This window comes from Kribbella sp. NPDC050470 (assembly GCF_044458365.1).
Taxonomy (GTDB): domain Bacteria; phylum Actinomycetota; class Actinomycetes; order Propionibacteriales; family Kribbellaceae; genus Kribbella.
This window is the reverse complement of record NZ_JBITHV010000004.1, coordinates 182,722-202,206: the sequence shown is the minus strand read 5'-3', so window position 1 is coordinate 202,206 and position 19,485 is coordinate 182,722. Positions and strand designations below refer to the sequence as shown.

At 70.0% G+C, this 19,485-nt stretch carries 20 protein-coding genes; 9 read left to right on the top strand and 11 right to left on the bottom strand.

Annotated elements, in window-relative coordinates:
* Window positions 1-142 precede the first annotated feature (142 nt).
* Together ACIBGM_RS13020 and ACIBGM_RS13015 are read left to right on the top strand one after the other, a co-directional pair.
* Complete coding sequence (locus ACIBGM_RS13020) at window positions 143-460, top strand: metalloregulator ArsR/SmtB family transcription factor (RefSeq protein WP_360519101.1); 318 nt, start codon at window positions 143-145, stop codon at window positions 458-460.
* A 55-nt stretch (window positions 461-515) separates the two neighbouring features.
* A complete protein-coding gene (locus ACIBGM_RS13015; protein WP_396385547.1) occupies window positions 516-1,127 on the top strand; it encodes a dihydrofolate reductase family protein in 612 nt (203 codons plus the stop codon).
* Here ACIBGM_RS13015 and ACIBGM_RS13010 read toward each other — a convergent pair.
* Complete coding sequence (locus tag ACIBGM_RS13010; RefSeq protein WP_396385546.1) at window positions 1,013-2,221, bottom strand: MFS transporter; 1,209 nt, start codon at window positions 2,219-2,221, stop codon at window positions 1,013-1,015. The two genes, ACIBGM_RS13015 and ACIBGM_RS13010, sit on opposite strands and share 115 nt — an antisense overlap.
* A gap of 80 nt (window positions 2,222-2,301) precedes the next feature.
* On the opposite strand from ACIBGM_RS13010, the gene dinB reads away from it, so the two are divergent.
* Window positions 2,302-3,501: a DNA polymerase IV gene (gene dinB, locus ACIBGM_RS13005; protein WP_396385544.1), complete on the top strand. Its 1,200-nt coding sequence runs from the start codon at window positions 2,302-2,304 to the stop codon at window positions 3,499-3,501.
* On the opposite strand, the gene ACIBGM_RS13000 is transcribed toward dinB, so the two are convergent.
* From ACIBGM_RS13000 to ACIBGM_RS12965, 8 genes are all read right to left on the bottom strand, one after another.
* Window positions 3,498-4,955 (bottom strand): serine/threonine-protein kinase, encoded by a 1,458-nt coding sequence (locus ACIBGM_RS13000; RefSeq protein WP_396385542.1) that lies wholly within the window; start codon window positions 4,953-4,955, stop codon window positions 3,498-3,500. The genes dinB and ACIBGM_RS13000 overlap by 4 nt on opposite strands.
* A gap of 23 nt (window positions 4,956-4,978) precedes the next feature.
* The gene (locus tag ACIBGM_RS12995; RefSeq protein WP_360519116.1) at window positions 4,979-5,632 is read right to left on the bottom strand and encodes a hypothetical protein; all 654 of its coding nucleotides are present in this window, start codon (window positions 5,630-5,632) and stop codon (window positions 4,979-4,981) included.
* A gap of 18 nt (window positions 5,633-5,650) precedes the next feature.
* The gene (locus ACIBGM_RS12990; protein WP_396385540.1) at window positions 5,651-6,169 is read right to left on the bottom strand and encodes a hypothetical protein; all 519 of its coding nucleotides are present in this window, start codon (window positions 6,167-6,169) and stop codon (window positions 5,651-5,653) included.
* Window positions 6,170-6,257: 88 nt separating this feature from the next.
* The gene (locus tag ACIBGM_RS12985; protein ID WP_360519122.1) at window positions 6,258-6,902 is read right to left on the bottom strand and encodes a DUF5063 domain-containing protein; all 645 of its coding nucleotides are present in this window, start codon (window positions 6,900-6,902) and stop codon (window positions 6,258-6,260) included.
* Complete coding sequence (recR, locus tag ACIBGM_RS12980) at window positions 6,895-7,494, bottom strand: recombination mediator RecR (protein ID WP_360519125.1); 600 nt, start codon at window positions 7,492-7,494, stop codon at window positions 6,895-6,897. Before recR ends, ACIBGM_RS12985 begins: the two co-directional genes overlap by 8 nt.
* Before the next feature lies 1 nt (window position 7,495).
* Window positions 7,496-8,107: a YbaB/EbfC family nucleoid-associated protein gene (locus ACIBGM_RS12975; protein ID WP_396385539.1), complete on the bottom strand. Its 612-nt coding sequence runs from the start codon at window positions 8,105-8,107 to the stop codon at window positions 7,496-7,498.
* Window positions 8,108-8,306: 199 nt separating this feature from the next.
* Window positions 8,307-8,921, bottom strand: coding sequence for a DUF2461 family protein (locus ACIBGM_RS12970; RefSeq protein ID WP_396385538.1), 615 nt, complete (start codon window positions 8,919-8,921; stop codon window positions 8,307-8,309).
* Between the two features lie 61 nt (window positions 8,922-8,982).
* Entirely contained in the window at window positions 8,983-9,441 is a 459-nt protein-coding gene (locus ACIBGM_RS12965; RefSeq protein ID WP_396385537.1) for a carboxymuconolactone decarboxylase family protein, read from the bottom strand.
* 106 nt (window positions 9,442-9,547) lie between these two features.
* Here ACIBGM_RS12965 and ACIBGM_RS12960 point away from each other — a divergent pair, with 106 nt between their 5' ends.
* Complete coding sequence (locus tag ACIBGM_RS12960) at window positions 9,548-10,432, top strand: sigma-70 family RNA polymerase sigma factor (protein ID WP_396385536.1); 885 nt, start codon at window positions 9,548-9,550, stop codon at window positions 10,430-10,432.
* A 255-nt stretch (window positions 10,433-10,687) separates the two neighbouring features.
* Here ACIBGM_RS12960 and ACIBGM_RS12955 read toward each other — a convergent pair whose 3' ends face one another.
* A complete protein-coding gene (locus ACIBGM_RS12955; protein ID WP_396385534.1) occupies window positions 10,688-13,813 on the bottom strand; it encodes a DNA polymerase III subunit gamma and tau in 3,126 nt (1,041 codons plus the stop codon).
* 365 nt (window positions 13,814-14,178) lie between these two features.
* Between ACIBGM_RS12955 and ACIBGM_RS12950 the strand changes: the two genes are divergently transcribed.
* Both ACIBGM_RS12950 and ACIBGM_RS12945 read left to right on the top strand, forming a co-directional pair.
* Window positions 14,179-15,537, top strand: coding sequence for an aminoglycoside 6-adenylyltransferase (locus ACIBGM_RS12950; protein ID WP_396385533.1), 1,359 nt, complete (start codon window positions 14,179-14,181; stop codon window positions 15,535-15,537).
* Window positions 15,538-15,726: 189 nt separating this feature from the next.
* Window positions 15,727-15,990: a hypothetical protein gene (locus tag ACIBGM_RS12945; RefSeq protein WP_396385532.1), complete on the top strand. Its 264-nt coding sequence runs from the start codon at window positions 15,727-15,729 to the stop codon at window positions 15,988-15,990.
* A gap of 18 nt (window positions 15,991-16,008) precedes the next feature.
* Here ACIBGM_RS12945 and ACIBGM_RS12940 read toward each other — a convergent pair whose 3' ends face one another.
* Entirely contained in the window at window positions 16,009-17,637 is a 1,629-nt protein-coding gene (locus ACIBGM_RS12940) for a long-chain fatty acid--CoA ligase (protein WP_396385531.1), read from the bottom strand.
* Between the two features lie 122 nt (window positions 17,638-17,759).
* On the opposite strand from ACIBGM_RS12940, the gene ACIBGM_RS12935 reads away from it, so the two are divergent.
* Genes ACIBGM_RS12935 through ACIBGM_RS12925 form a run of 3 tightly spaced genes read left to right on the top strand, consistent with a single transcriptional unit; the run spans window position 17,760 to window position 19,478 of the window.
* The gene (locus ACIBGM_RS12935; protein WP_396385530.1) at window positions 17,760-18,614 is read left to right on the top strand and encodes an N-acyl homoserine lactonase family protein; all 855 of its coding nucleotides are present in this window, start codon (window positions 17,760-17,762) and stop codon (window positions 18,612-18,614) included.
* Window positions 18,611-19,078, top strand: coding sequence for a winged helix DNA-binding protein (locus ACIBGM_RS12930; RefSeq protein ID WP_360519153.1), 468 nt, complete (start codon window positions 18,611-18,613; stop codon window positions 19,076-19,078). Before ACIBGM_RS12935 ends, ACIBGM_RS12930 begins: the two co-directional genes overlap by 4 nt.
* Window position 19,079: 1 nt before the next feature.
* Window positions 19,080-19,478 (top strand): SRPBCC family protein, encoded by a 399-nt coding sequence (locus tag ACIBGM_RS12925; RefSeq protein WP_396385529.1) that lies wholly within the window; start codon window positions 19,080-19,082, stop codon window positions 19,476-19,478.
* The last annotated feature ends 7 nt before the right edge of the window (window positions 19,479-19,485 follow it).

Sequence of the window (19,485 nt, the reverse complement as noted above, 5' to 3'; positions counted from 1 at the left end):
CCCGTTGACCAGCACCCGGGCCGCCCGTCCGGCCGATCGCCGGGGCGCCGGAAGGTTCCACGGCGACGCTCCGGAGCCGCCGGAAAGCGTCCGGCCGGCACCGGGCCTTGTTCATATAAGTCATCACTGAAATACTCGGCCCGTGCACGCGTTCGACATCCTCGGCGACCCGGTCCGGCGCCGGATCCTGGAACTGCTGGCCGACGGCGAACTGCCGGCCGGCAGTATCGCCGCCACCATCGGCGACGAGTTCGGGATCAGCCAGCCGGCCGTCTCCCAGCACCTCAAGGTGCTGCGGGACAACGGCTTCGCCACCGTCACGATCGACGGCACCCGGCGGCTGTACGCCGTCGACCCCGGCCCGCTGCGCGAGATCGACGGCTGGCTGGACCGCTACCGCAAGTTCTGGATCAACCGCTTGGACGCCCTGGAGACCGAGATCCACCGCGGCCGCCGCTGAACCTTCGGGTCGGCCGGTGCATCTGGGTAGGTAAGGAGACCCAGAGGAGTGGTGGATGCGCAACATCGTGGCCCGGTTGTGGATGTCGGAGGACGGCATCGTGGACCGGCCGGAGTACTGGCTTGCGGAACCGGCTCTCGATCGGCTGGCGACAGGCGCCGAGACGGTGTTGCTCGGGCGGAACACGTTCGAGCAGTACGCCGCGTCGGTGGCGCGCTTCCACGATGCCGCCGTACCGCTGGATCGGGTGCGCAAACTGGTGATCGCGTCCCGGCCGGTGATCGCGCGGCCGCACACCGAGGTGTTGCAAGGTGACCCGCACCGGGTGCTGCGGGCGCTGAAGCAGGTGCCTGGCGCCGACCTGCACGTGGTGGGCAGCGTCCGACTGGTCCGGTCGCTACTGCGCTGGCGGTTGATCGACGAGGTGTCCTTGCTCATCCAACCGGTCCAGGCCGGCTTCGGCTCGCCGCTGTTCCCGGACCGTCGTGCGCTGCGACTGATCTCGATGTGCGCGGGCGACTCCGGCGTACTGGAGGCGAACTACCGCGTCGACTACGCGGCGACCGCGACTTCCTCCAGGTCTGCCTCGGCCGGCCGGTGGGGCGGGACGTGGAGCACCGACAGCGTCGCCAGCAGCGCGAGCACGGCCATCAGGACCCACGCGTAGCGGACGCCGAAGGCCTCGACCACGGCGCCGGCGACGGCTGAACCGACCGCGGAGCCGATCATGCCGCCGCTGATCATCCAGCCGAAGATCTCGGTCCGTGCCGAGGCCGGAGTCATCACCCCCAGCCGTTCGTAGATCGCTCCGACGGTCGGAGCGATCAGGCAGCCGGCCGCGAACAGCATCAGCGCCAACGCGACCACTGATGACGTGGCGAAGACACAGCCGGTGACGAGCACGGTCATAGCGAGCATCCGGCGCCAGACGTACGAGTTGCGCCGGCCGGGCAGTGCTCCGCCGACCAGACCGCCGATCAGGCTGCCGAGCGCGGCGACCGTCTCGAGTACGCCGGCGATCAGCCGGTTGCCGTGTTCATCGGCGAACGCGACGATGCCGAGCGACATCGATGCGAAGCCCGTCACCAGACAGGCGAAGGCAAGGAGCAGCCCGAACCGGTGGCGGTGGAACACCAACTGGCGAGCGGTCGGGCGGGGCTGGTCGCTCTCCTCGTGGTGCGCGCCCGGCCGCTGCTTGAGGCCGAACCACCAGATGGCTGCCGCAGCGGTCACGGCACACGCCAGCAGACCGGCACGCGGGCTAGCGAAGCTGACGATCACCGCGCCGACCATCGGGCCGACGACGAACAGGAGCTCCTGCGCGGTCGCGTCCAGCGCGTAGATCGCCCGCAGCCGCGCACCCTGGACCAGCCGCGGCCAGCTGGCCCGCAGCGCTGAGGTGACCGGCGCGACGAACATCCCGGCCAGAGCGGCTGCGATCGGCAGCGCCCGGTACCAGCTGTCCGGCAGCAGGGCGACGACGGCCATCAGGACGCCCCATGCCATCCCGGTGCCGATCAGCACCCAGCGCGCGCCCTTGCGGTCGGCTCTGCGCGACCACACGACACTGGCGATCGCCGTACCGATGGAGTAGGCGCCGGCCACCACACCGGCCCAGCCGAAGTTGCCGGCGGCATCCTTGGCCAGGTAGGCCAGCGGGACCATCGTCGCCATCACCGGCATCCGCGCGATCAGGGCCGACGCCAGCAATGCCATCACACCGTGGGTCTTCCAGAGATCGCGGTACGCCGTCAGGTCCATAGGGCGCATTCTGTCCTGACAAACCGGTTCGCCGCCTCGGGAATTCTCCCTATCCGGACAGCCTGCGGGTATGCGAACATATGTTCGTGTCGAACGGTACGGCGAGCATCCTGCATGCCGACCTGGACGCGTTCTACGCGTCGGTCGAGCAGCGGGACGACCCGCGCCTGCGCGGCCGCCCGGTGATCGTCGGCGCCGGCGTCGTGCTGGCCTGCAGCTACGAGGCGAAGGCGTACGGCGTCCGGACCGCGATGAACGGTGGGCAGGCGCTCCGCCGGTGCCCTGGCGCGATCGTGGTCGACCCGCGGATGTCGGCGTACTCCGAGGCCAGCAAGGCCGTCTTCCGGGTCTTCGAGAACACCACACCGCTGGTGGAAGGGCTGTCGATCGACGAGGCGTTCCTCGACGTCGGCGGGCTGCGGAAGATCTCCGGGACGCCGCTCGAGATCGCGCAGCGGCTGCGGGCGGACGTGATGTCGCAGGTCGGGCTGCCGATCACGGTCGGGGTGGCGCGGACGAAGTTCCTGGCGAAGGTGGCCAGCGGGGTCGCGAAGCCGAACGGGCTGCTGGAGGTGCAGCCGGAGCGGGAGCTGGAGTTCCTGCATCCGCTGGATGTCGAGCGGCTCTGGGGCGTGGGTGAGGTGACCGCGGAGAAGCTGCGGACCCGCGGACTGACCAAGGTCGGCGACGTCGCGATGTTGCCCGAGGCCGCGCTGGTGGCGATGCTCGGGCGCGCGTCGGGGCGACATCTGCATGCGCTGGCACACAACCGCGACCCGCGGCCGATCGAGGTCGGCCGTCGGCGGCGGTCGATCGGCTCGCAACGGGCGCTGGGCCGGTCGCCCAAGTCGCCGGCGACGCTGGACGCCGTGCTGGCCGGGCTGGTCGATCGGGTGACACGGCGGATGCGGACGGCGGGGCGGGCCGGGCGGACCGTCACGCTGCGGCTGCGGTTCGACGACTTCAGCCGGGCGACCCGGTCACATACGTTGCCCCAGGCAACCGATCAGACGCGGGCGATCCTGGTCACCGCGCGGGCGTTGCTCTCGGCCGCCCGGCCGCTGATCACCGCGCAGGGGATCACGATGATCGGCATCTCGGTGGGGAATCTGGAGAACGAAGCGGCCCTGCAGTTGGCCCTGCCGTTCGACAAGGCGTCGAACGACGAGCTCGACTCGGCCCTCGACTCGGTCAAGGACAAGTTCGGCACGAACGCGATCACCCGCGGCATCCTGCTCGGCCGGGACCAGGGTCTGACGGTGCCGATGTTGCCCGACTAATAGGAATTGTCGTGGAGGCGGCCGGCGTACCAGTTGAGGGCGGCTTGGAGCTCGTTGACTTGGTGGGCGCGGTGTTTGGGGGTGCGTTCGTGGGCGACGGGGTAGAGCTTCAGGCCGCCGTGGTGGCGGAGTCGTGGGGTCGGGAGGGCGGATTGGTGTGCGGCGTCCAGCCAGGCGATCAGCCAGGGGCGTTTCAGGTCGCCGACCAGGCGGAGGCGGGTCACGGCTGACCAAGGTACGGCGGCTTGCTGGTAGCCGCGTTCGAGGGAGAGGCCTTCTGGGGTCAGGCGGAGGACGACGCGACGTCTGAGGACCAGGCGCCAGTGCCGGATCGCGAAGTACAGGCTGATCGCGGACACCGTGACGCCGATGACGGCCGAGACTGGGTCTTGCGCCGAGGACTCCTTCGGCCAGAACCCGGCAGCGAGCAGCGTGGTGAGCACGGCGATGATCACCGGCCGCGTCCTGCTGGTAGCGAAGGTAGCCCCACTCCGCCCCGCGGCGGGCTGGCCGGCCGCATGCTCCACGTGCGCCTGCCGCCCTCCCACCTGCTGGACCGGCGCCTCCTGCGCTCCCGCATGCTGCGCCGGCTCCGGCGAGGCGGTCGGGGTTGGGAGGAGTTTGGTGGGGGTGGGTGGGACTAGTAATGCGGTGTTGGCTGGGGAGCCTGCGGTGTGGAGGAGTTCCTGGGGGGTTGGACGGTGGGCGGGGTCTCTTGCCAGGCAACGCCGTACGAGATCCTGGAGTGGATCGGGCAGCGGTGGGATGTGCGGCTGCTCGTTGACGATCCGGTGCAGCAGCGACGCCGGGTTGCCGGTCGCGAACGGACCACGACCGGACGCCGCGAACACCAGTACGGCGCCCAGCGCAAACATGTCGCTCGCCGGCCCGATCGCCGTACCCGTGATCTGCTCAGGCGACAGGTAACCCGGCGTACCGATCACCACCCCGGTCGCCGTCAGGCTCGCGTCCTCCAGCGCCCGCGCGATGCCGAAGTCGATCACCCGCGGCCCGTTGCCGGTAAGCACGATGTTCGACGGCTTGAGGTCGCGATGGATCAGCCCACACGCGTGGATGGCGACCAGCGCCTCGGCCAGCCCACCCGCGAGTGACCGGACCCCGCCCGGCATCAACGGACCGGACGTGTCGATCGCCTTCTGCAGCGTCGGTCCCGGCAGATACTCGGTCGCGAGCCACGGGCGCTCCGCGTCCGGGTCTGCGTCGAGGACCGCCGCCGTGAACGCGCCACTGACCCGGCGAGCAGCCTCGATCTCCCGGGCGAACCGGGCCCGGAACCCGTCGTCACCGGCGAGCTCGTCGCGGACCACCTTGACCGCGACCAGCCGGCCGCCGGGCGACCGCGCCAGGTACACCGCACCCATCGCGCCACGGCCGAGCCGGGACTCGATCGCGAACGACCCGATCGTCGCCGGATCCCCAGGGTGTGTTGTCATCGGGGAGTCAGGCTAACCCGGGTTCAGGAGCGCGGGTAGCCGATCTCGGCGATCCCTTCGGCGAGGTCCTGCAGCCGGCGCCGGCGGTTGAGCGACGTGACGACGTACTCGGTGAGCGGCATCAGCGCGTACACGTGCCGGATCGGCTCGAGGTCGAGCGCCACCTCGTAGTAGTCCTCGGCGAACGTCAGGTATGCCTCGGGCCGGCCATCCGCGAGCACCTCGAACAGCTCGTCGGCGCCGTCCTTCTCGACCCCTTCGACCGGACCACAGCGCCACTCGGTGTCGGCCGCCGTACGCCAGAACGCGACCGTCGCCCGTGGCGCCCCCATCGGCTCCCAGAAAGCCTTGTCGTCCCGCGCCCCGTGGAACACCTCCGGCACCCCGTCGACGAGCCCCGGCCAGGCCCGCATCCCGTTCACGTACGGCGACATCGGCGACTCGTGGTCGAACCCGTACCCGAACGCCCCGTCCGCCGAGAACACGATCGAGTACTCGTCCCCCGACCCGTCCCGCATCAACGCAGCCTCTTCACGGTCCGACCACCGCGCATCGAACGAGAAGTAGTTCAGGTCGTCGACGTCGTTCAGGACAAGATCCAGCACCGCCAACGCCCGGCTGACCCGCTTCACGGTCGGCAGATCAGGCATCCGCGCCAGCAGCTCGTAAACAGACACGACCCCATCCAACCGCCCTCAGACGACCTCGTCGACCCAACGCCGCCCATACCCGATGATCGCCGCGCGGAGCTCACGCAACTTCTGACCGCGCCGCACCACCGACTGCCCGTGCCCGACCGGGAAGAGCAGGTAGGCCCCATCCCGCCGCCGCGCTGCCGGCACGCCACTCGGCTCCTGGCCGGGATCGAACCAAGCCACCACCCACGGCCGCCGGAGGTCTCCGTCGATGCGGATCTGGCCGACCGCGTGCCACGGCACACTCAGCTCGTGACCGCTTCGCTTGACGGTCAACCCCGCCGGTGTCAGCCGCAGCTCAGCTGGCCGCCGGAGGACGAGCCGCCAGCTGCGCACGGCCGTGACCAGGCAGACCAAGCCCACCAGGTTCAGGAACAGCGCGACCTCGAACGTCTCCCGGTCGTACGAGAACCCGCGGGGCAGCAGCGCGTAGGCAAGCAAGGCGGTGATCACCCCGACGACGACCGGGCGTCTCCGGGTGGTGGTGAAGGATGCACCGGCATCCATTTGTTCGTGCACACAGGCCTCCTGACTGCGATGGGGTCCTCAACGTAGTTGTTGAGGACCCCATCGCGGGCCGGTCAGGCGCTTGCCTGTGGATAACTCGTCAGCGGCGTTGGACAGCCTCTTCGGCGACCTCGACGAGCTCACGGTCGGTGGCCTCGGTCTCGGCGTCGTGGGCCGGCTCGAGGCGGTCGTGCGCGATCAGCGACTGGATGGCCCGCAGTACGGCGCTCGCCGCCGCTCCCCACGTGGACACGTAGGAGAACTGCCACCACCACAGCGCCTCGATGATCCGGCCGTCCTCGTAGTGCGCGAGGCCGTGCACGAGGTCGGTGGCGATCGCGGTGAGGTCGTCGGACAGCCGGTTCACGGTGATCTCGGGCGGCGCGGCGTACGGGTCGAAGACCTCGGCGTACTCGTCCAGGCCCTCGAACAGGACCGCCAGCCGGTCCCGCATCGCGTCCAGGTCCGGGTCCGGGCCGGCGTCGCTCTCGAAGCGCTCCTCCGGCACGAAGTCCTCGAACGCGCCGAGCCGGCCGCCGGCCAGCAGCAGCTGGCTCACCTCGAGCAGCAGGTACGGCAGCGAGGCGAGCCCCTCGTCGACACCGTCCTCGTCCGGCTGCGCCGCGATGTCGCGGACCGAGATCAGGAAACTTCGCACCTGGTCGGCGATCTGCTCGGCGAACTCGGTCAGGTCCTCGTTGTCGGTGCCCAACGCGCGTTCCGCAATATCTGTTGGTTCAGTCATCGATCGATCGTCGCCCTTCAAACGCCCGTCCGAGGGTGACCTCGTCGGCGTACTCGAGATCACCGCCTACTGGAAGTCCACTAGCCAAACGGGTGACGCGCAACCCCATGGGCCGGAGCAACCGGCTCAGGTAGGTGGCGGTCGCCTCACCCTCGAGGTTCGGGTCGGTGGCCAAGATGATCTCGGTCACCTCGCCACTGGCCAGCCGCTGCATCAGCTCCTTGATCCGGAGCTCGTCCGGCCCGATCCCCTCGATCGGCGAGATCGCCCCGCCGAGCACGTGGTAGCGGCCGCGGAACTCGCGGGTCCGCTCGATCGCGACCACGTCCTTGGCCTCCTCGACCACGCAGATCAGGGCCAGGTCGCGGCGCGGGTCACGGCAGATCCGGCACTGCACGTCCTCCGCGACATTGCCGCAGATCTCGCAGAACTTGACCTTCTCCTTCACCTGCACGAGCACGTGCGCCAGCCGTCGTACGTCGGTCTCGTCGGCGGCCAGCAGGTGGAACGCGATGCGCTGTGCGGACTTCGGACCGACGCCGGGCAACCGGCCGAGCTCGTCGATGAGGTCCTGTACGGCCCCCTCGTACACGTCAGCCCGAGTCCCGACCGGAAGGCCCGGCCCCGCCACCCGGGTTCGCGAACCCGATCCCACCAGAGCCCTCGGCACCGGAGCCTTCCCCGGCGCCGGCGGTGAAGCCGCTCGCGCTCGGCCCGCTCGCGCTCGGCCCGCCGGTGCTGGAGGTGCCCGGACCGGGGGTGTCATCGTCCGGGGCGTCGTCGGCGCTCGTCGTATTTCCGCTCGTGATGCCCGGGGCGCCCGGCAGCGTGAAGCCGGCCGGCGCCGAGGATCCACCGCCGAAGCCGGGTCCCTCGGACCCGAATCCGGGAATCCCGCCGGCCAGCGGGCCCATCGCCTGCGCGGCGGCCTGCTTCGCGTTCTCCGAGGCGTCCCGCACGGCGGCGACGACCAGGTCGGCCAGCGTCTCGGTGTCGTCGGGGTCGACGGCCTCCGGCTTGATGTTCAGGCTGAGCAGCTCGCCGGTCCCGGACACCAGCGCGGTCACCAGCCCGCCACCGGCCGAGCCCTCGATCTCCTGGCTCTCCAGGTTGGCCTGGGCTTCCATCAGCTGGTTCTGCATCGCCTGCGCCTGCGCGAGCAGGTCGGACATGTCGAAGCCGCCAGCACCGCCACCGTCGAACACCGCGATCTCCTCGTCGAGCCGCTACCTGTTACCGAGCCTCAACCCTATCCGGTCCCCCGGACAACCCCACCCACCCGCCAGAAACCGACCAGTCTCCCCAGCTTGTCCACACTCCTGTGAACAAAGTTATCCACAACCCTGTGGATCCTGTGGAAGCCCCTCCCCGCCGTCCGGCGCCGCGTGTGGGTGGAGTTGTGGACTAGGGCTGTTCCCAGCCGGACGGGGCGATGTAGTCCGTGTACCAGGTGGTCAGTTCCACGAGCGGCCGCAGCGACTTGCGGATCTGCTTGACGTCGGTCGTGTCGAGAGGCTTCTCGGCGTAGACGGCGCGGCGGCGGAGCAGGTCGGCGCGGGGGTGATCCGGTGCGAACTGGGCCGGCACACGGCGGCCGATCGGACCGATGACGTCGTACCCGTTGCGGCCGAGTCGCTTGACAACCGCGTCGAGCTCGCTGCCGCTGGGCTCCGCGTCGACCATCTGCCGGAACAGCGTCACCTGATCACCGGCCGGGCTCGCCGAGCCCCCGCCGAGCGTGAACCCGTCCAGGTCGAACGTGAACGTGATTCGGATCCGCCGCGCGATCCACCACGTCGCGCGCGACTGCTGCCACCCCGCCGCGTGGTCGGACAGCCCGCTCAGCCAGAACGTGCCGAACTCGCCCGTCCCGTTGAGCTCGTCGCAGAGCTGCTGCAACGGCCCGCGGACATGACGCTCCAGGTCGTCCCGATGCGTCTCCAACTGCGCCGGCCCCGGATCCCCTTCGAGATCGACCAGTACGTCGAACGCCGCATCCGTCCACCCTTGAAACGCCATACCCCGCAATCTCCCACCGCCCACCGACAGTCCATCGCTACTTCCAGTGGACTCTCGGCGCTCAGGGCTGCTGCCAGCTGGGCTGGTCGGCCCGCTCGCGGATGGTGACGTTGATGCGGTTGAAGAGGTTGAGCGTGCCGATCATCAGGAGAATCGCGGACAGCTGCCGCTCGTCGTAGTGCTCCGCCGCGGCGGCCCACACGGCATCCGGGACGCCCTCGTCCGAGCGGTCCGCCAAGCGCGTCACCACCTCGGTCAGCTCCAGCGCAGCTCGCTCGGCCGGGGTGAAGTACGGCGCGTGCCGCCAGGCCGCAACCACGGCCAGACGCTCGTCCGTCTCACCCGCCTTCTTCGCTTCCTGGACGTGCCCGAGCGCGCAGGCGCTGCAGCCGTTGATCTGGCTGGCGCGCAGTCCGATCAGCTCCAGCGTCGTCCGCGGCACGCCTCCGGAATTGGTGGCCTTGAGCAAGTACTGGATGCCTTTCATCCCGTCCGGCAGCACGAACGCGGGGTTCTTCATCCGCAGGTCCATCGTCGTTTCCTCCAGCAGAACAAGGCGCCGTTGTCACATCGGCGCGGTTTCACGGGTCAGTGCAATGACCCCACGCGACGAAGGAACGTGACCGATGACCCAAGGCGAGCTTCCGGAACCGCTGCCCGACGACCAGCTGCTGATGCTTCGATTCGAGGACCACCGTGAGCATCTGCGTGCGGTCGCGCACCGGATCCTCGGCTCGGCGAGCGAGGCGGACGACGCCGTACAGGAGACCTGGCTGCGGCTTCATCGCACGGACGCGTCCACGGTGGAGAACCTCGGCGGCTGGCTGACGACGGTGGTCGGGCGCATCTGCCTCAACATGCTGCGCGACCGGGGCAGGCTGCGTGAGGAACCGCTGCCGTCTCAGTCTGTTGGGCTTGCGGCTGAGGCGGATCCGGAGGCCGAGGCGGTGCTGGCGGATTCGGTGGGCGTTGCGTTGGTCGCCGTACTGGAGACGCTTGCGCCGGCTGAGCGACTGGCGTTCGTTCTGCACGATCTGTTCGAGGTGCCGTTCGACGACGTCGCGCCTATCGTCGGCCGCACCCCGACGGCGACCCGTCAGCTGGCCAGCCGCGCTCGACGCCGCATCCGAGGTGCGCCGCCAGCTCCTGCGGCGGCCGATCGGGCCATTGTTCATGCGTTCCTGGCTGCGGCTCGGGGCGGCGATCTCGAGACGTTGGTCCGACTGCTGGATCCGGACGTGGTGGTTCACACGTACGGCGCGCTTCGGCCGGCCGGCGTCCTCCAGGGCCCGCAGGCGGTAGCCGATGGCGCCGCAACCTTCGCCCAACTGGCCGAAATCACTCGACCGGCGCTCCTCAACGGCGCCCTCGGCGCGGTAGCCCTCACCCAGGGCGCACCAACATCGGCCGTACTCTTCACGATCGCCGCCGGCCACGTCGCAGCCCTCGACATCCTCACCGACCACACCCTCCTGACCGGCGTGTCAATCACCTACCTCGACGAGACCTAGCCGAGCCGTACCCGCGACCGGTCGTGGACCCCGCCGTCAGACGCGCCTCTGCGGCCTCCCAGCTCTCGACCACGACCTCACCGATGGTTGCTGCGCTCCAGGGTCATGGTCTGCGCACCGACGGCGTCGCCCAGCAGATCGGTACGACGACCACACACCCCAACAGGACCTAGTCGTTCGGCTCCTCGGCCACGATCAGCGCACCGCGGGCCTCGCTGAGCAGGTCGGCGTGGCGATCACGTACCTCGACGGGGCCTAGTTGTTGGGTTCCTCGGTGATGATTTGGGCGCCGAGGGTGTCGCGGAGGAGGTCGGTGTGGGAGCGGGAGTCGTCTTCCAGCACCACGTCGTCCTCGCCGATCGCGTCCGCCTCCTCCTCAGGCGTCAACGGGACCTCCGGAGCAACCGACGCCGCAGCCGCCCGCCGAGCCTGCTCAGCAGCCACCGCCGCCTCCGCCGCCCGCCGCTTACTCCCCGCCGTCTCCCGCGCAGCCGCGCTGTCCGGCGTGGCTGACGTTGCTGGTACGGCCGGTCGACCTGCGTCTGAGGTTGGCCGCCGGACCGGGCCGTCCTCCCACGGGTCAGGCTCCGGCGGTACCTCGTACTCGTCCGGCGGCTCCTGTACTGCGATGGCCGCACCCGCCCCGTCAGACCACTGACCCGCCCGTGCCGACCCAGATCCGCCCGCCCCCGGACCACCGCCGGCCCGGTCAGGCCCCGACGCCGAAACACCGCCGGCACCTCGTGCCGACGTACCGCCCGACTGGTCTGCGGACAGCCCCTGCGCGGCGCCGCCACCTGGTCCGCTCGCCGCCGGACCGTGCCCACCCGAGCCGGCCGCTTGGGTGCCCGCAGGTCCACCCGCCGCCGGCCCACCGGCCGAAGTCACGTTCGCTCCAGCACCAGCCGCGGGGCCTCCCGCTGCCGCAACACCAGCCCCGGCGCCGCTCGCCTCTGGCCCGCCCCAACCGGCACCGCTCGTCCCTGGCCCGGTCGAACTGGCATCACCCGGTCCTACTCCACCCCGTCCTGTTGGACCGCCGCCGAGGGCGTTAGCCGCGCCACCTGCTCCGGGACCCGCTAGGCCCGTCCCGCTGGCACCTTGCCCGCCGGATCCGCCGTCACCCCAGCCGCCCGCCGTGCCGGCAGCGCCGCCGCCTGTGCCGCCCGCATGGCTGCCGGGTGCTCCGACGCCCGGACCGCCGCCGTGAGGTCCACCGCCCGCGGTACCGCCGTCGGCCGCACCGCCTCCGGGACCGGCGCCCTGGGGACCAACGCCCGGACCGCCAGCTTCCGAACCACCGCCGGGGCCGTGTAGGCCGGCGCTTGGGCCGCCAGCCTGCGCATCACCGCCGGGGCCGCCCTGTGGACCGCCGCTCGGGGCACCGCCTTGCGCTCCGCCGCCGGGGACGCCGTGCGGGCTGCCGCCGGGAGCGCCCTGTGGGGCGCCGCCTTGGGGGCCGGTGGGGCGGGGGGCGGCTTGGCCGCCGGTGGGGCCTGGGTCGGTGGAGGGGTCTACTACGGCTTCTACGCGGCGGTTGAGGCCGATGGTGTCGATCATGGCCTGGCGGAGGATCTCGTCGCTGCCGGAGCGGGCGAAGCTGTCGCGGGCGCCGGAGTTCACCAGGCCTAGGGTCAGGGTCTGGTCGTCGATAGCGACGACCTGTGCGTTCTGGCTGAGCATGATCCAGGCGAAGCGGCGCTTGCTCTTCACCGCCTCGAGGACCTCAGGCCACAAGCGCCGGATGTCCGCCAATCCCACAGCCCCCGCAGACGGAGCCGCCGCCGCACCGACCGCCGGCACCCCACCGCCAGCCCCAGCCGAACCGGTGCCACCTACCGGAGCAGCCGCACTGCCCGCAGCTGGGGCGGACGAAGCGCCCGGAGCGGGTGACGTGCTCGGAGGGGGCGACGCGGGGGCGGGTTGCGATGAAGGTGCGGGTGCAGAGGGTGCGTCTGACCAGGAGCCTGTTCGTGCCGAGGCGGCATCTGCTGGTCGCGCGGCATCTGCGACGCCGCGGTCGCCGCTCGGACCCGCCGTACCACTCCCGCTGGCCGCAGCGTTGCCTTGAGCCCCAGCGGTTGCCGCCACGCCTTCGGCGCTCGGCGCCTCAGCAGCGCCGCCGGCCGCGGCTCGGGCTGCGGCTCGGCTCGTGGCGGCATCTGGGCCTGGGGCCGGGGCGTATTCGGCTGGTTGGGTGCCGGCGGGGGCTCCGATGGTGAGGCGGCGTTCCATGCGGTCGAGTCGGGCCTGGATGCCGTTGGTGGAGTCGTCGGCGCCCGGCAGCAGCACCTTGGCGCAGATGAGCTCCAGCTGCAGCCGAGGCGCCGTCGCCCCGCGCATCTCCAGCAGACCGGCCGCGACGATGTCCGCCGCACGCGTCAGCTCTGCCGCCCCGATCCCGGCGGCCTGCGTCTGCAGTCGCTCGCCCTGGTCCTCAGCAGCCTCGATCAGACCGGACAGGATGGCATTCGGTACGGCGGACAGCACCACAAGATCACGCAGCCGCCGCAAGAGGTCCTCGGCGAACCGCTTCGGGTCCTGGCCGGTCTCGATGACCTTCTCGATCGTCTCGAACACGGCTTTGCTGTCGTGCGCCGCGAATCCGTCCACGCACGCGTCGAGCAGTGAGTCCGGCGTGAACCCGAGCAGCGCGACGGCCAGCTCGTACGTGACGCCGTCCGGTCCCGCGCCACCGATCAGCTGGTCGAGCACACTCAGCGAGTCCCGGACCGACCCGGCGCCGGCCCGCACGACCAGCGGCAGCGCGGCCGGCTCGATCGCGACGCCCTCGGACTCGCACAGCGAGGCCATGTAGTCGCCGAGCACCTTCGGCGGGACCAGTCGGAACGGGTAGTGGTGGGTCCGGGACCGGATCGTCCCGATCACCTTGTCCGGCTCGGTCGTGGCGAAGATGAACTTCAGGTGCGGCGGCGGCTCCTCGACCAGCTTCAGCAGGGCGTTGAAGCCCTGCGTGGTCACCATATGCGCCTCGTCGATGATGTAGATCTTGTAGCGGCTCTCCACCGGCGCGAAGAACGCCCGCTCACGCAGGTCCCGCGCGTCGTCGACACCACCGTGCGAGGCCGCATCGATCTCGATCACGTCGATGCTGCCGGGGCCGCCGCGGGCCAGGTCGGTGCACGACTTGCACACCCCGCAGGGCTCGGCGATCGGGCCCTTCTCGCAGTTGATCGCGCGGGCCAGGATCCGGGCGCTGGTGGTCTTGCCACACCCGCGCGGGCCGGAGAACAGGTAGGCGTGGTTGACCCGGTTGTTGCTCAACGCGTTGCGCAGCGGGGCGGTGACATGGTCCTGCCCGATCACCTCGGCGAACGTCTCCGGGCGATACCGGCGGTACAACGCAAGGGGTGCTTCCACGCCCGCAACCCTAGCGCCGCTCGCCGACAAATCCTCCCCGCGCCCGGTCAGGTACAACTTTGCCCCCGGCCCAGGAGTCGTACCCGTACGACGAAACATCCAGGGGACCATGACAGGACAAGGTTTCGACATACGGCGTCGCACGCGCCGTCGCGCGTCATCAGCGCCGCCGCTGCCGCCACGCTGCTTGCGGGCACAGCCGTCTCGAGCTCGGCAAGTACGACGGACGCCCGCCGACCCTCTGCCGCCACAGCGGCCGCATGCCAGATTGATGCCGGCTCAGTAACCGCTGGCGGCAACCACAGGTCACCGACCGGCCGTACGAGGTCCTCCTGGACCGGATCGGCGGCGGCTGGGACCCGTTCGTGGCGCTCAGCAGTTCACAGCGGGTCGCATCGGACCCCGCCGGCGCCACCGAGCGACTGTACGCGCTGCGCGAAGATGGCACGCTGTACCGCTGGACGATCGAGAACCGTCCCACTCAAGGCGCGGTCTACCGGGCGGCGTCGTACCCGGGCTTCGGCGCTGTGAAGGCGATGGCACTGCTCAGCCGGACTAGCACCTACGACACGCTGCTGATGACGACCCGTGGCGGGGCGCTCTACACCGTGCGGATCCCGTTGACGTCGCCGATGCGCCCGGTGGTGAAGGTGGTCCGCAGCTCCACGTGGCAAGGCTTCGAGTCGCTGATCGGCAGCCGCTGCGGTCAGTCTGGGACGCTGCTGCTCGGCATCGACAAGGGCACCGGCGCGGGTTACCTGTACTCCGTCGGCCACGCCGCCGGGACCGCAACCGTCATCCGCGGACCCGGCAAGGTGCCCGGCACGTTCGGCGATCCGGTCGACTTCCGGTTGGGCCGATTACCACGGGCTGCCGTTGTACGGCGAGTAAGTACGCTGGCGCGGGTGACGATCGGAGACGACAGGCAGCAGCAGGTCATCGAGCGCGCCCGCGCCGTACTCCCCGCCGACGAACGTATTCTCGCCGTCTACCTGATCGGCAGCTACGGCACCGGCCAGGCAGACAGGTTCAGCGACGTCGACGTCCACCTGGTCGTTGCCGACGACACCATGGACTGGTTCGCGGAGCACTGGGCCGACGTACTGCGGTCCATCACCGGACCGACCGTTCTCGTCGACCAGATCCCGGGGCTGGTGGGCGCCGGTCTCGCGATCACGCTCGACTGGTTGCACGTCGACCTCGTCATCCATCCGCTGGCTGCTTTCGATCGCTTCCAGTACGACGGAGTCCGGGTGCTGTTCGACCGGGACGGCACGCTGTTCCCCGATGGCGACCAGCCGGCGACGGGCGGTCGTCCTGGTACGCCGTACTGGCCCGAGCAGACCGTGAATCTGTTCTTCTACTTCCTCGGCAACCTCGTCACAGTGCTCGGGCGCGACGAGCGCATCGTGGCCAACCAGGGCGTCGGTGTCCTCCGCGACCAGCTCATCGCGCTGATGCTGGCTGAGCGAGGAGTACGCCGTACCAGTGGAGCGAAACGCCTCAACGCGTTGCTGTCCAAGGAGCAGCGCGCTGTCCTCGAAGCAATCCCGGCCGCTGGCACCGATCGGGCCGACATCCTCGACGCCAATCGGTACATCGTGCGCGACTTCATCCGCCGCGGGTGCGCGCTGGCCGAGCAGACCGGCGAGCGCTGGCCGGCGGAGCTCGTCCAGGCAACGCTCGACCATCTGCAGCGGCACTTCGGCGCGGACTTCGCCTGAGATCTATGCGAATCGCATGCAATTGGCCGTATGGAGTCTGCCCTGGAAGTAGCAGTCAACCGATGGCACGCGCACTGGGTCGGGCGATCGGGGATCCGGCTCGTGCCGAGGTCGTGGCATCCGGTCAGTGAGCGGCTCATGGTGGTCGAACAGGACGCTACGTGGCCCGGGAGCACGTCCCCTACCCTGGTGGCGACGCTGTTCAGAGTCACCGGCGAGCAGGTCTCGGCAGCGCTTCGGCTTCCGGATCTCAAGTCGGCGCTCGAACTGGCCTACACCCGACGCTGCCACGTCACCGTCACCCAAGCCGGCCTCGACATGCTTGACCACGCGCACCAGTGGCAGGAGGAGGTGTTCGACCACCTGACCACCGGTTGGACCATCCGCCAACGCACCACCTTTCACCAGGCGATGCAATCCCTCCTCAACCGCTCGCACACCCTCCCGCTCTGACCCGGGCGGGCGCAGGCGCTACTCCTCCAGGTGGTAGTCGGCGAACCGCGTGCGCAGGTCCTTCTTGGAGAACTTGCCGACAGAGGTCTTGGGGACCTCCTCGATGAACTCGACGGCATCGGGGAGCCACCACTTGGCCACCCGCGGGCGCAGGTACTCCAGGATCTCTTCGGCCGTGGCGGTTTCGCCTTCGGCGAGAACGACGCAGGCCAGCGGGCGCTCGTCCCACTTCGGGTGCGGCACACCGATCACAGCGGCCTCCTTGACCGCCGGGTGGGCCATCAGCAGGTTCTCCAGCTCGACCGAGCTGATCCACTCACCACCGGACTTCACCAGGTCCTTGGTGCGGTCCACCAGTCGCACCGAGCCGAACTGGTCGATCGCCGCCACGTCGCCGGTCTTCATCCAGCCGTCTTCCGTGCTCAGCTGGACCCCCGCGTCGGGCCGGTAGTAGTCCGCCGCGATCCACGGCCCACGCACCTGCAGCTCACCCGTCGCCTCGTCGTCCCACGGCAACGGCGTGATCGACCCGGGCTCGACGATTCGCACCTCGACACCGGGCAGCGGCTGCCCTTGCCGAGCCCGCAACCGCGCCTTCTGGTCCTCGGGCAACTCCTCGTACCGAGCCGGCACGTGCGCCGCCGTCGCCACCGGGCTGGTCTCGGTCATCCCCCACGCCTGCAGAATCGGTCGCCCGAGCTTCTCCCGGAACGCCTCCGACAAGGCCATCGGTACGGCGGACCCGCCACAAGGCACCCGCCGCAGCTTCGGCAACTCGACCCCGTCCAGCAGCGGCAACAACCCCTGCCAGATCGTCGGCACGCCGGCCGCCAGCGTCACCTCCTGCTCCTGCAAGAGTTTGAGAATCCCCTGCGGACTCATGTCCGGCCCCGGGAACACCAGCGAGGCACCGGCCATGGGCGCCGCGTGCGCAAGCCCCCACGCGTTCGCGTGGAACATCGGCACGACTGGCATCACCGTGTCCGTCTCCGTCAGGCCGATCCCGGCGTTGGTCAGTACGCCGATGGAGTGCAGCCAGGTGGATCGGTGTGAGTACACCACGCCCTTCGGATGTCCCGTCGTACCGCTCGTGTAGCACATCGCGGCCGCCTGGTTCTCGTCGTCGACGTGGAACTCGACCGGGTCCGCAGCGGCCAGCAACTCCTCGTAGTCGTGGAACCGGGGATCGTCGGGCACCTCCGCCCGGGGCGCGCCGGCCGGCAGGTCGTCCATCACGACGACATGTCTGACCAGCGGCAGCCGATCGAGCAGCGGCAGGAAGAGCCCGAGCAGCGAACGGTCGACGAAGACGACCTCGTCCTCCGCGTGGTTCGCGATGTAGACGACCTGGTCGGGGAAGAGCCTGATGTTCAGCGTGTGCAGGACCCGGCCGGTGCAGGGCGCACCGAAGTACAGCTCGAGGTGCCGCCCCGAGTTCCACGCGAAGGTCGCCACCCGGCCGTCCGCGCTGATCCCGAGGGCTTTCAGCACGCCGCCCAGTCGCCTGGTCCGCGCGGCCCACTCGGCGTACGTCAGTCTCGACGGCGCCGGACCGCCGGTGTAGACGATCTTGTCCGGGTAGAACTGCTCAGCCCGGCGAAAGATGGCGTCCAGGGACAGCTGGTAGTTCTGCATCAGACCCTTCATGCCGACACTCTGCCAGCCGCGACGACGCCTTGACCATGACCTCATCCGGACTTTCTCACGCACTCTTCACGCATTCTGGACAGACAGATGACACGACATACATGTCGTGTAATGTATTACCCATGACGACCATCTCCCGAGTGTCCGTGGTGCGCACCGGCACCGTTCAGATCCGGCCCGAGCACGTCGGGCCGACCAAGAAGAACACCTACGTCTGGCTGGCAACCTCGCGACAATGGACGGCCCCGCGCCCGATCAACGCGTACGTCGTCGAGCACTCCGAGGGCCTGGTGCTGTTCGACACCGGCCAGGACCGTGCGTCGGTCACCGACGCCGGCTACTTCCCCGGCGGCCTGAACGGCCTGGTCTACGACCGGCTGGCGAAGTTCGAGATCGGGCCGGAGCAGACGCTGACGCGGCAACTCGCGGCGAACGGGTACGACATCCGCGACGTCCACACCGCGGTCCTGTCACATCTCCACCAGGACCACATCGGCGGGCTGCCCGAACTGACGCGGGCCCGCATCGTGATCAGCGAGCCAGAGTGGAGGTCGATGCGCCGGCCGCTGGCGGCCGCCCGCGGCTTCCTCCGCCGGCACATCGAACTGCCCGGCCTGCGATGGGAACTCGTCCGGCCGGAGCCCCTCGGTGACCCGAGTGTGTCGCCGTTCAGCAGCGGGCACGACCTGTTCGGCGACGGCAGCCTGGTCCTGCTGCCGACGCCCGGCCACACCCCTGGCTCACTGTCCTTGCTGGTACGGCGTCCGGACGCACCTCCGCTGCTGATGGTCGGAGATCTCACCTACGACGCCGAACTGCTGGCGGCGGGCGACATCCCTGGGGTCGGCTCCCGCCCGGCCCTGCGCCAAACCGTTGCCCAGGTCAATGAATTGCGCGCGGCCCACCCCGGCCTCGTCGTTCTGGCCGCACACGATCCAGCCGCGACGTCGGCGCTGGCGACGGCAGGGGCACGATGAGAGCCGCGGAGGAGCTGCGGTACCTGATCCTCGCCATCCAGCGCGAAGGGAACCGGTTGCTGGCCGCCGAACTGCGGGAGATCGGGGTGACCCCCTCGCAAGCCGAGGTGCTGCGCGTCCTCCGCGACCACGGCCCGCTGACCCTCAACGCTCTCGGCGGTCTGCTGGTCTGCGAGACCGGCAACAGCCCGAGCCGGCTGGTCGACCGGCTGGTGACCCAAGGACTGATCCAGCGCGACACCGATCCAGTGGACCGCCGCTACCTCACTCTCAGCCTCACCGCCGAAGGTCGAAAGGTCAGCCGGCGGATCGTCGCCGCGGAGAATGTTCTGCACGAAGCGATCGACGAGCGCATCGCCGGTCAGCCTGTCGACCAAACCATCGAAACCCTCCGCGCGCTGGCCGCCGCATTCCCCGCCGGCGAGGCCCTCGCTCGCCGCCGCGCGGCCGTCAAGGACAGCTGACATGGAGCAAGCGACCATGGTCATCCCGGCCACCCCGAACCGGATCCGCGCCGTACTCCTCGACCCCCGCGCGCTGCCCTTGTGGAACGAGGCCTTCCTCAGCGTCGACGGGCCGGCCCAGCCCGCAGTGGGACAGCGTTACGCCCTCCGTGTCCGGCCGGGCCTCAGCGGTCGGCTGGAGTACGCGGTGATCGAGGCCGACCGGATCGAGTTGCGGTGGGAGGTCCCGGGCTTCCGCGAGTCCGGGACCTGGACCATCGGCGAGTCCGGACTGGTCGGACACGACTTCACGCAGGCCGGACCGCTCGCGACCCTCCTACGGACCGCCTACCGCGGTATCGCAGCCGTCCGATTGGACCGCCTGGCCGACCGTGTTCGTCAGCTACCGCAGGTCGGCTGAGGCCGGA

Excerpts from the sequence above, each read along its gene's own strand:
- ACIBGM_RS13015 (WP_396385547.1), top strand. The coding sequence starts at position 516 with ATGCGCAACATCGTGGCCCGGTTGTGGATGTCGGAGGACGGCATCGTG.
- ACIBGM_RS13010 (WP_396385546.1), bottom strand. The coding sequence starts at position 2,221 with ATGGACCTGACGGCGTACCGCGATCTCTGGAAGACCCACGGTGTGATG.
- dinB (WP_396385544.1), top strand. The coding sequence starts at position 2,302 with ATGTTCGTGTCGAACGGTACGGCGAGCATCCTGCATGCCGACCTGGAC.
- ACIBGM_RS13000 (WP_396385542.1), bottom strand. The coding sequence starts at position 4,955 with ATGACAACACACCCTGGGGATCCGGCGACGATCGGGTCGTTCGCGATC.
- ACIBGM_RS12985 (WP_360519122.1), bottom strand. The coding sequence starts at position 6,902 with ATGACTGAACCAACAGATATTGCGGAACGCGCGTTGGGCACCGACAAC.
- ACIBGM_RS12970 (WP_396385538.1), bottom strand. The coding sequence starts at position 8,921 with ATGGCGTTTCAAGGGTGGACGGATGCGGCGTTCGACGTACTGGTCGAT.
- ACIBGM_RS12965 (WP_396385537.1), bottom strand. The coding sequence starts at position 9,441 with ATGAAGAACCCCGCGTTCGTGCTGCCGGACGGGATGAAAGGCATCCAG.
- ACIBGM_RS12960 (WP_396385536.1), top strand. The coding sequence starts at position 9,548 with ATGACCCAAGGCGAGCTTCCGGAACCGCTGCCCGACGACCAGCTGCTG.
- ACIBGM_RS12940 (WP_396385531.1), bottom strand. The coding sequence starts at position 17,637 with ATGAAGGGTCTGATGCAGAACTACCAGCTGTCCCTGGACGCCATCTTT.
- ACIBGM_RS12935 (WP_396385530.1), top strand. The coding sequence starts at position 17,760 with ATGACGACCATCTCCCGAGTGTCCGTGGTGCGCACCGGCACCGTTCAG.
- ACIBGM_RS12930 (WP_360519153.1), top strand. The coding sequence starts at position 18,611 with ATGAGAGCCGCGGAGGAGCTGCGGTACCTGATCCTCGCCATCCAGCGC.
- ACIBGM_RS12925 (WP_396385529.1), top strand. The coding sequence starts at position 19,080 with ATGGAGCAAGCGACCATGGTCATCCCGGCCACCCCGAACCGGATCCGC.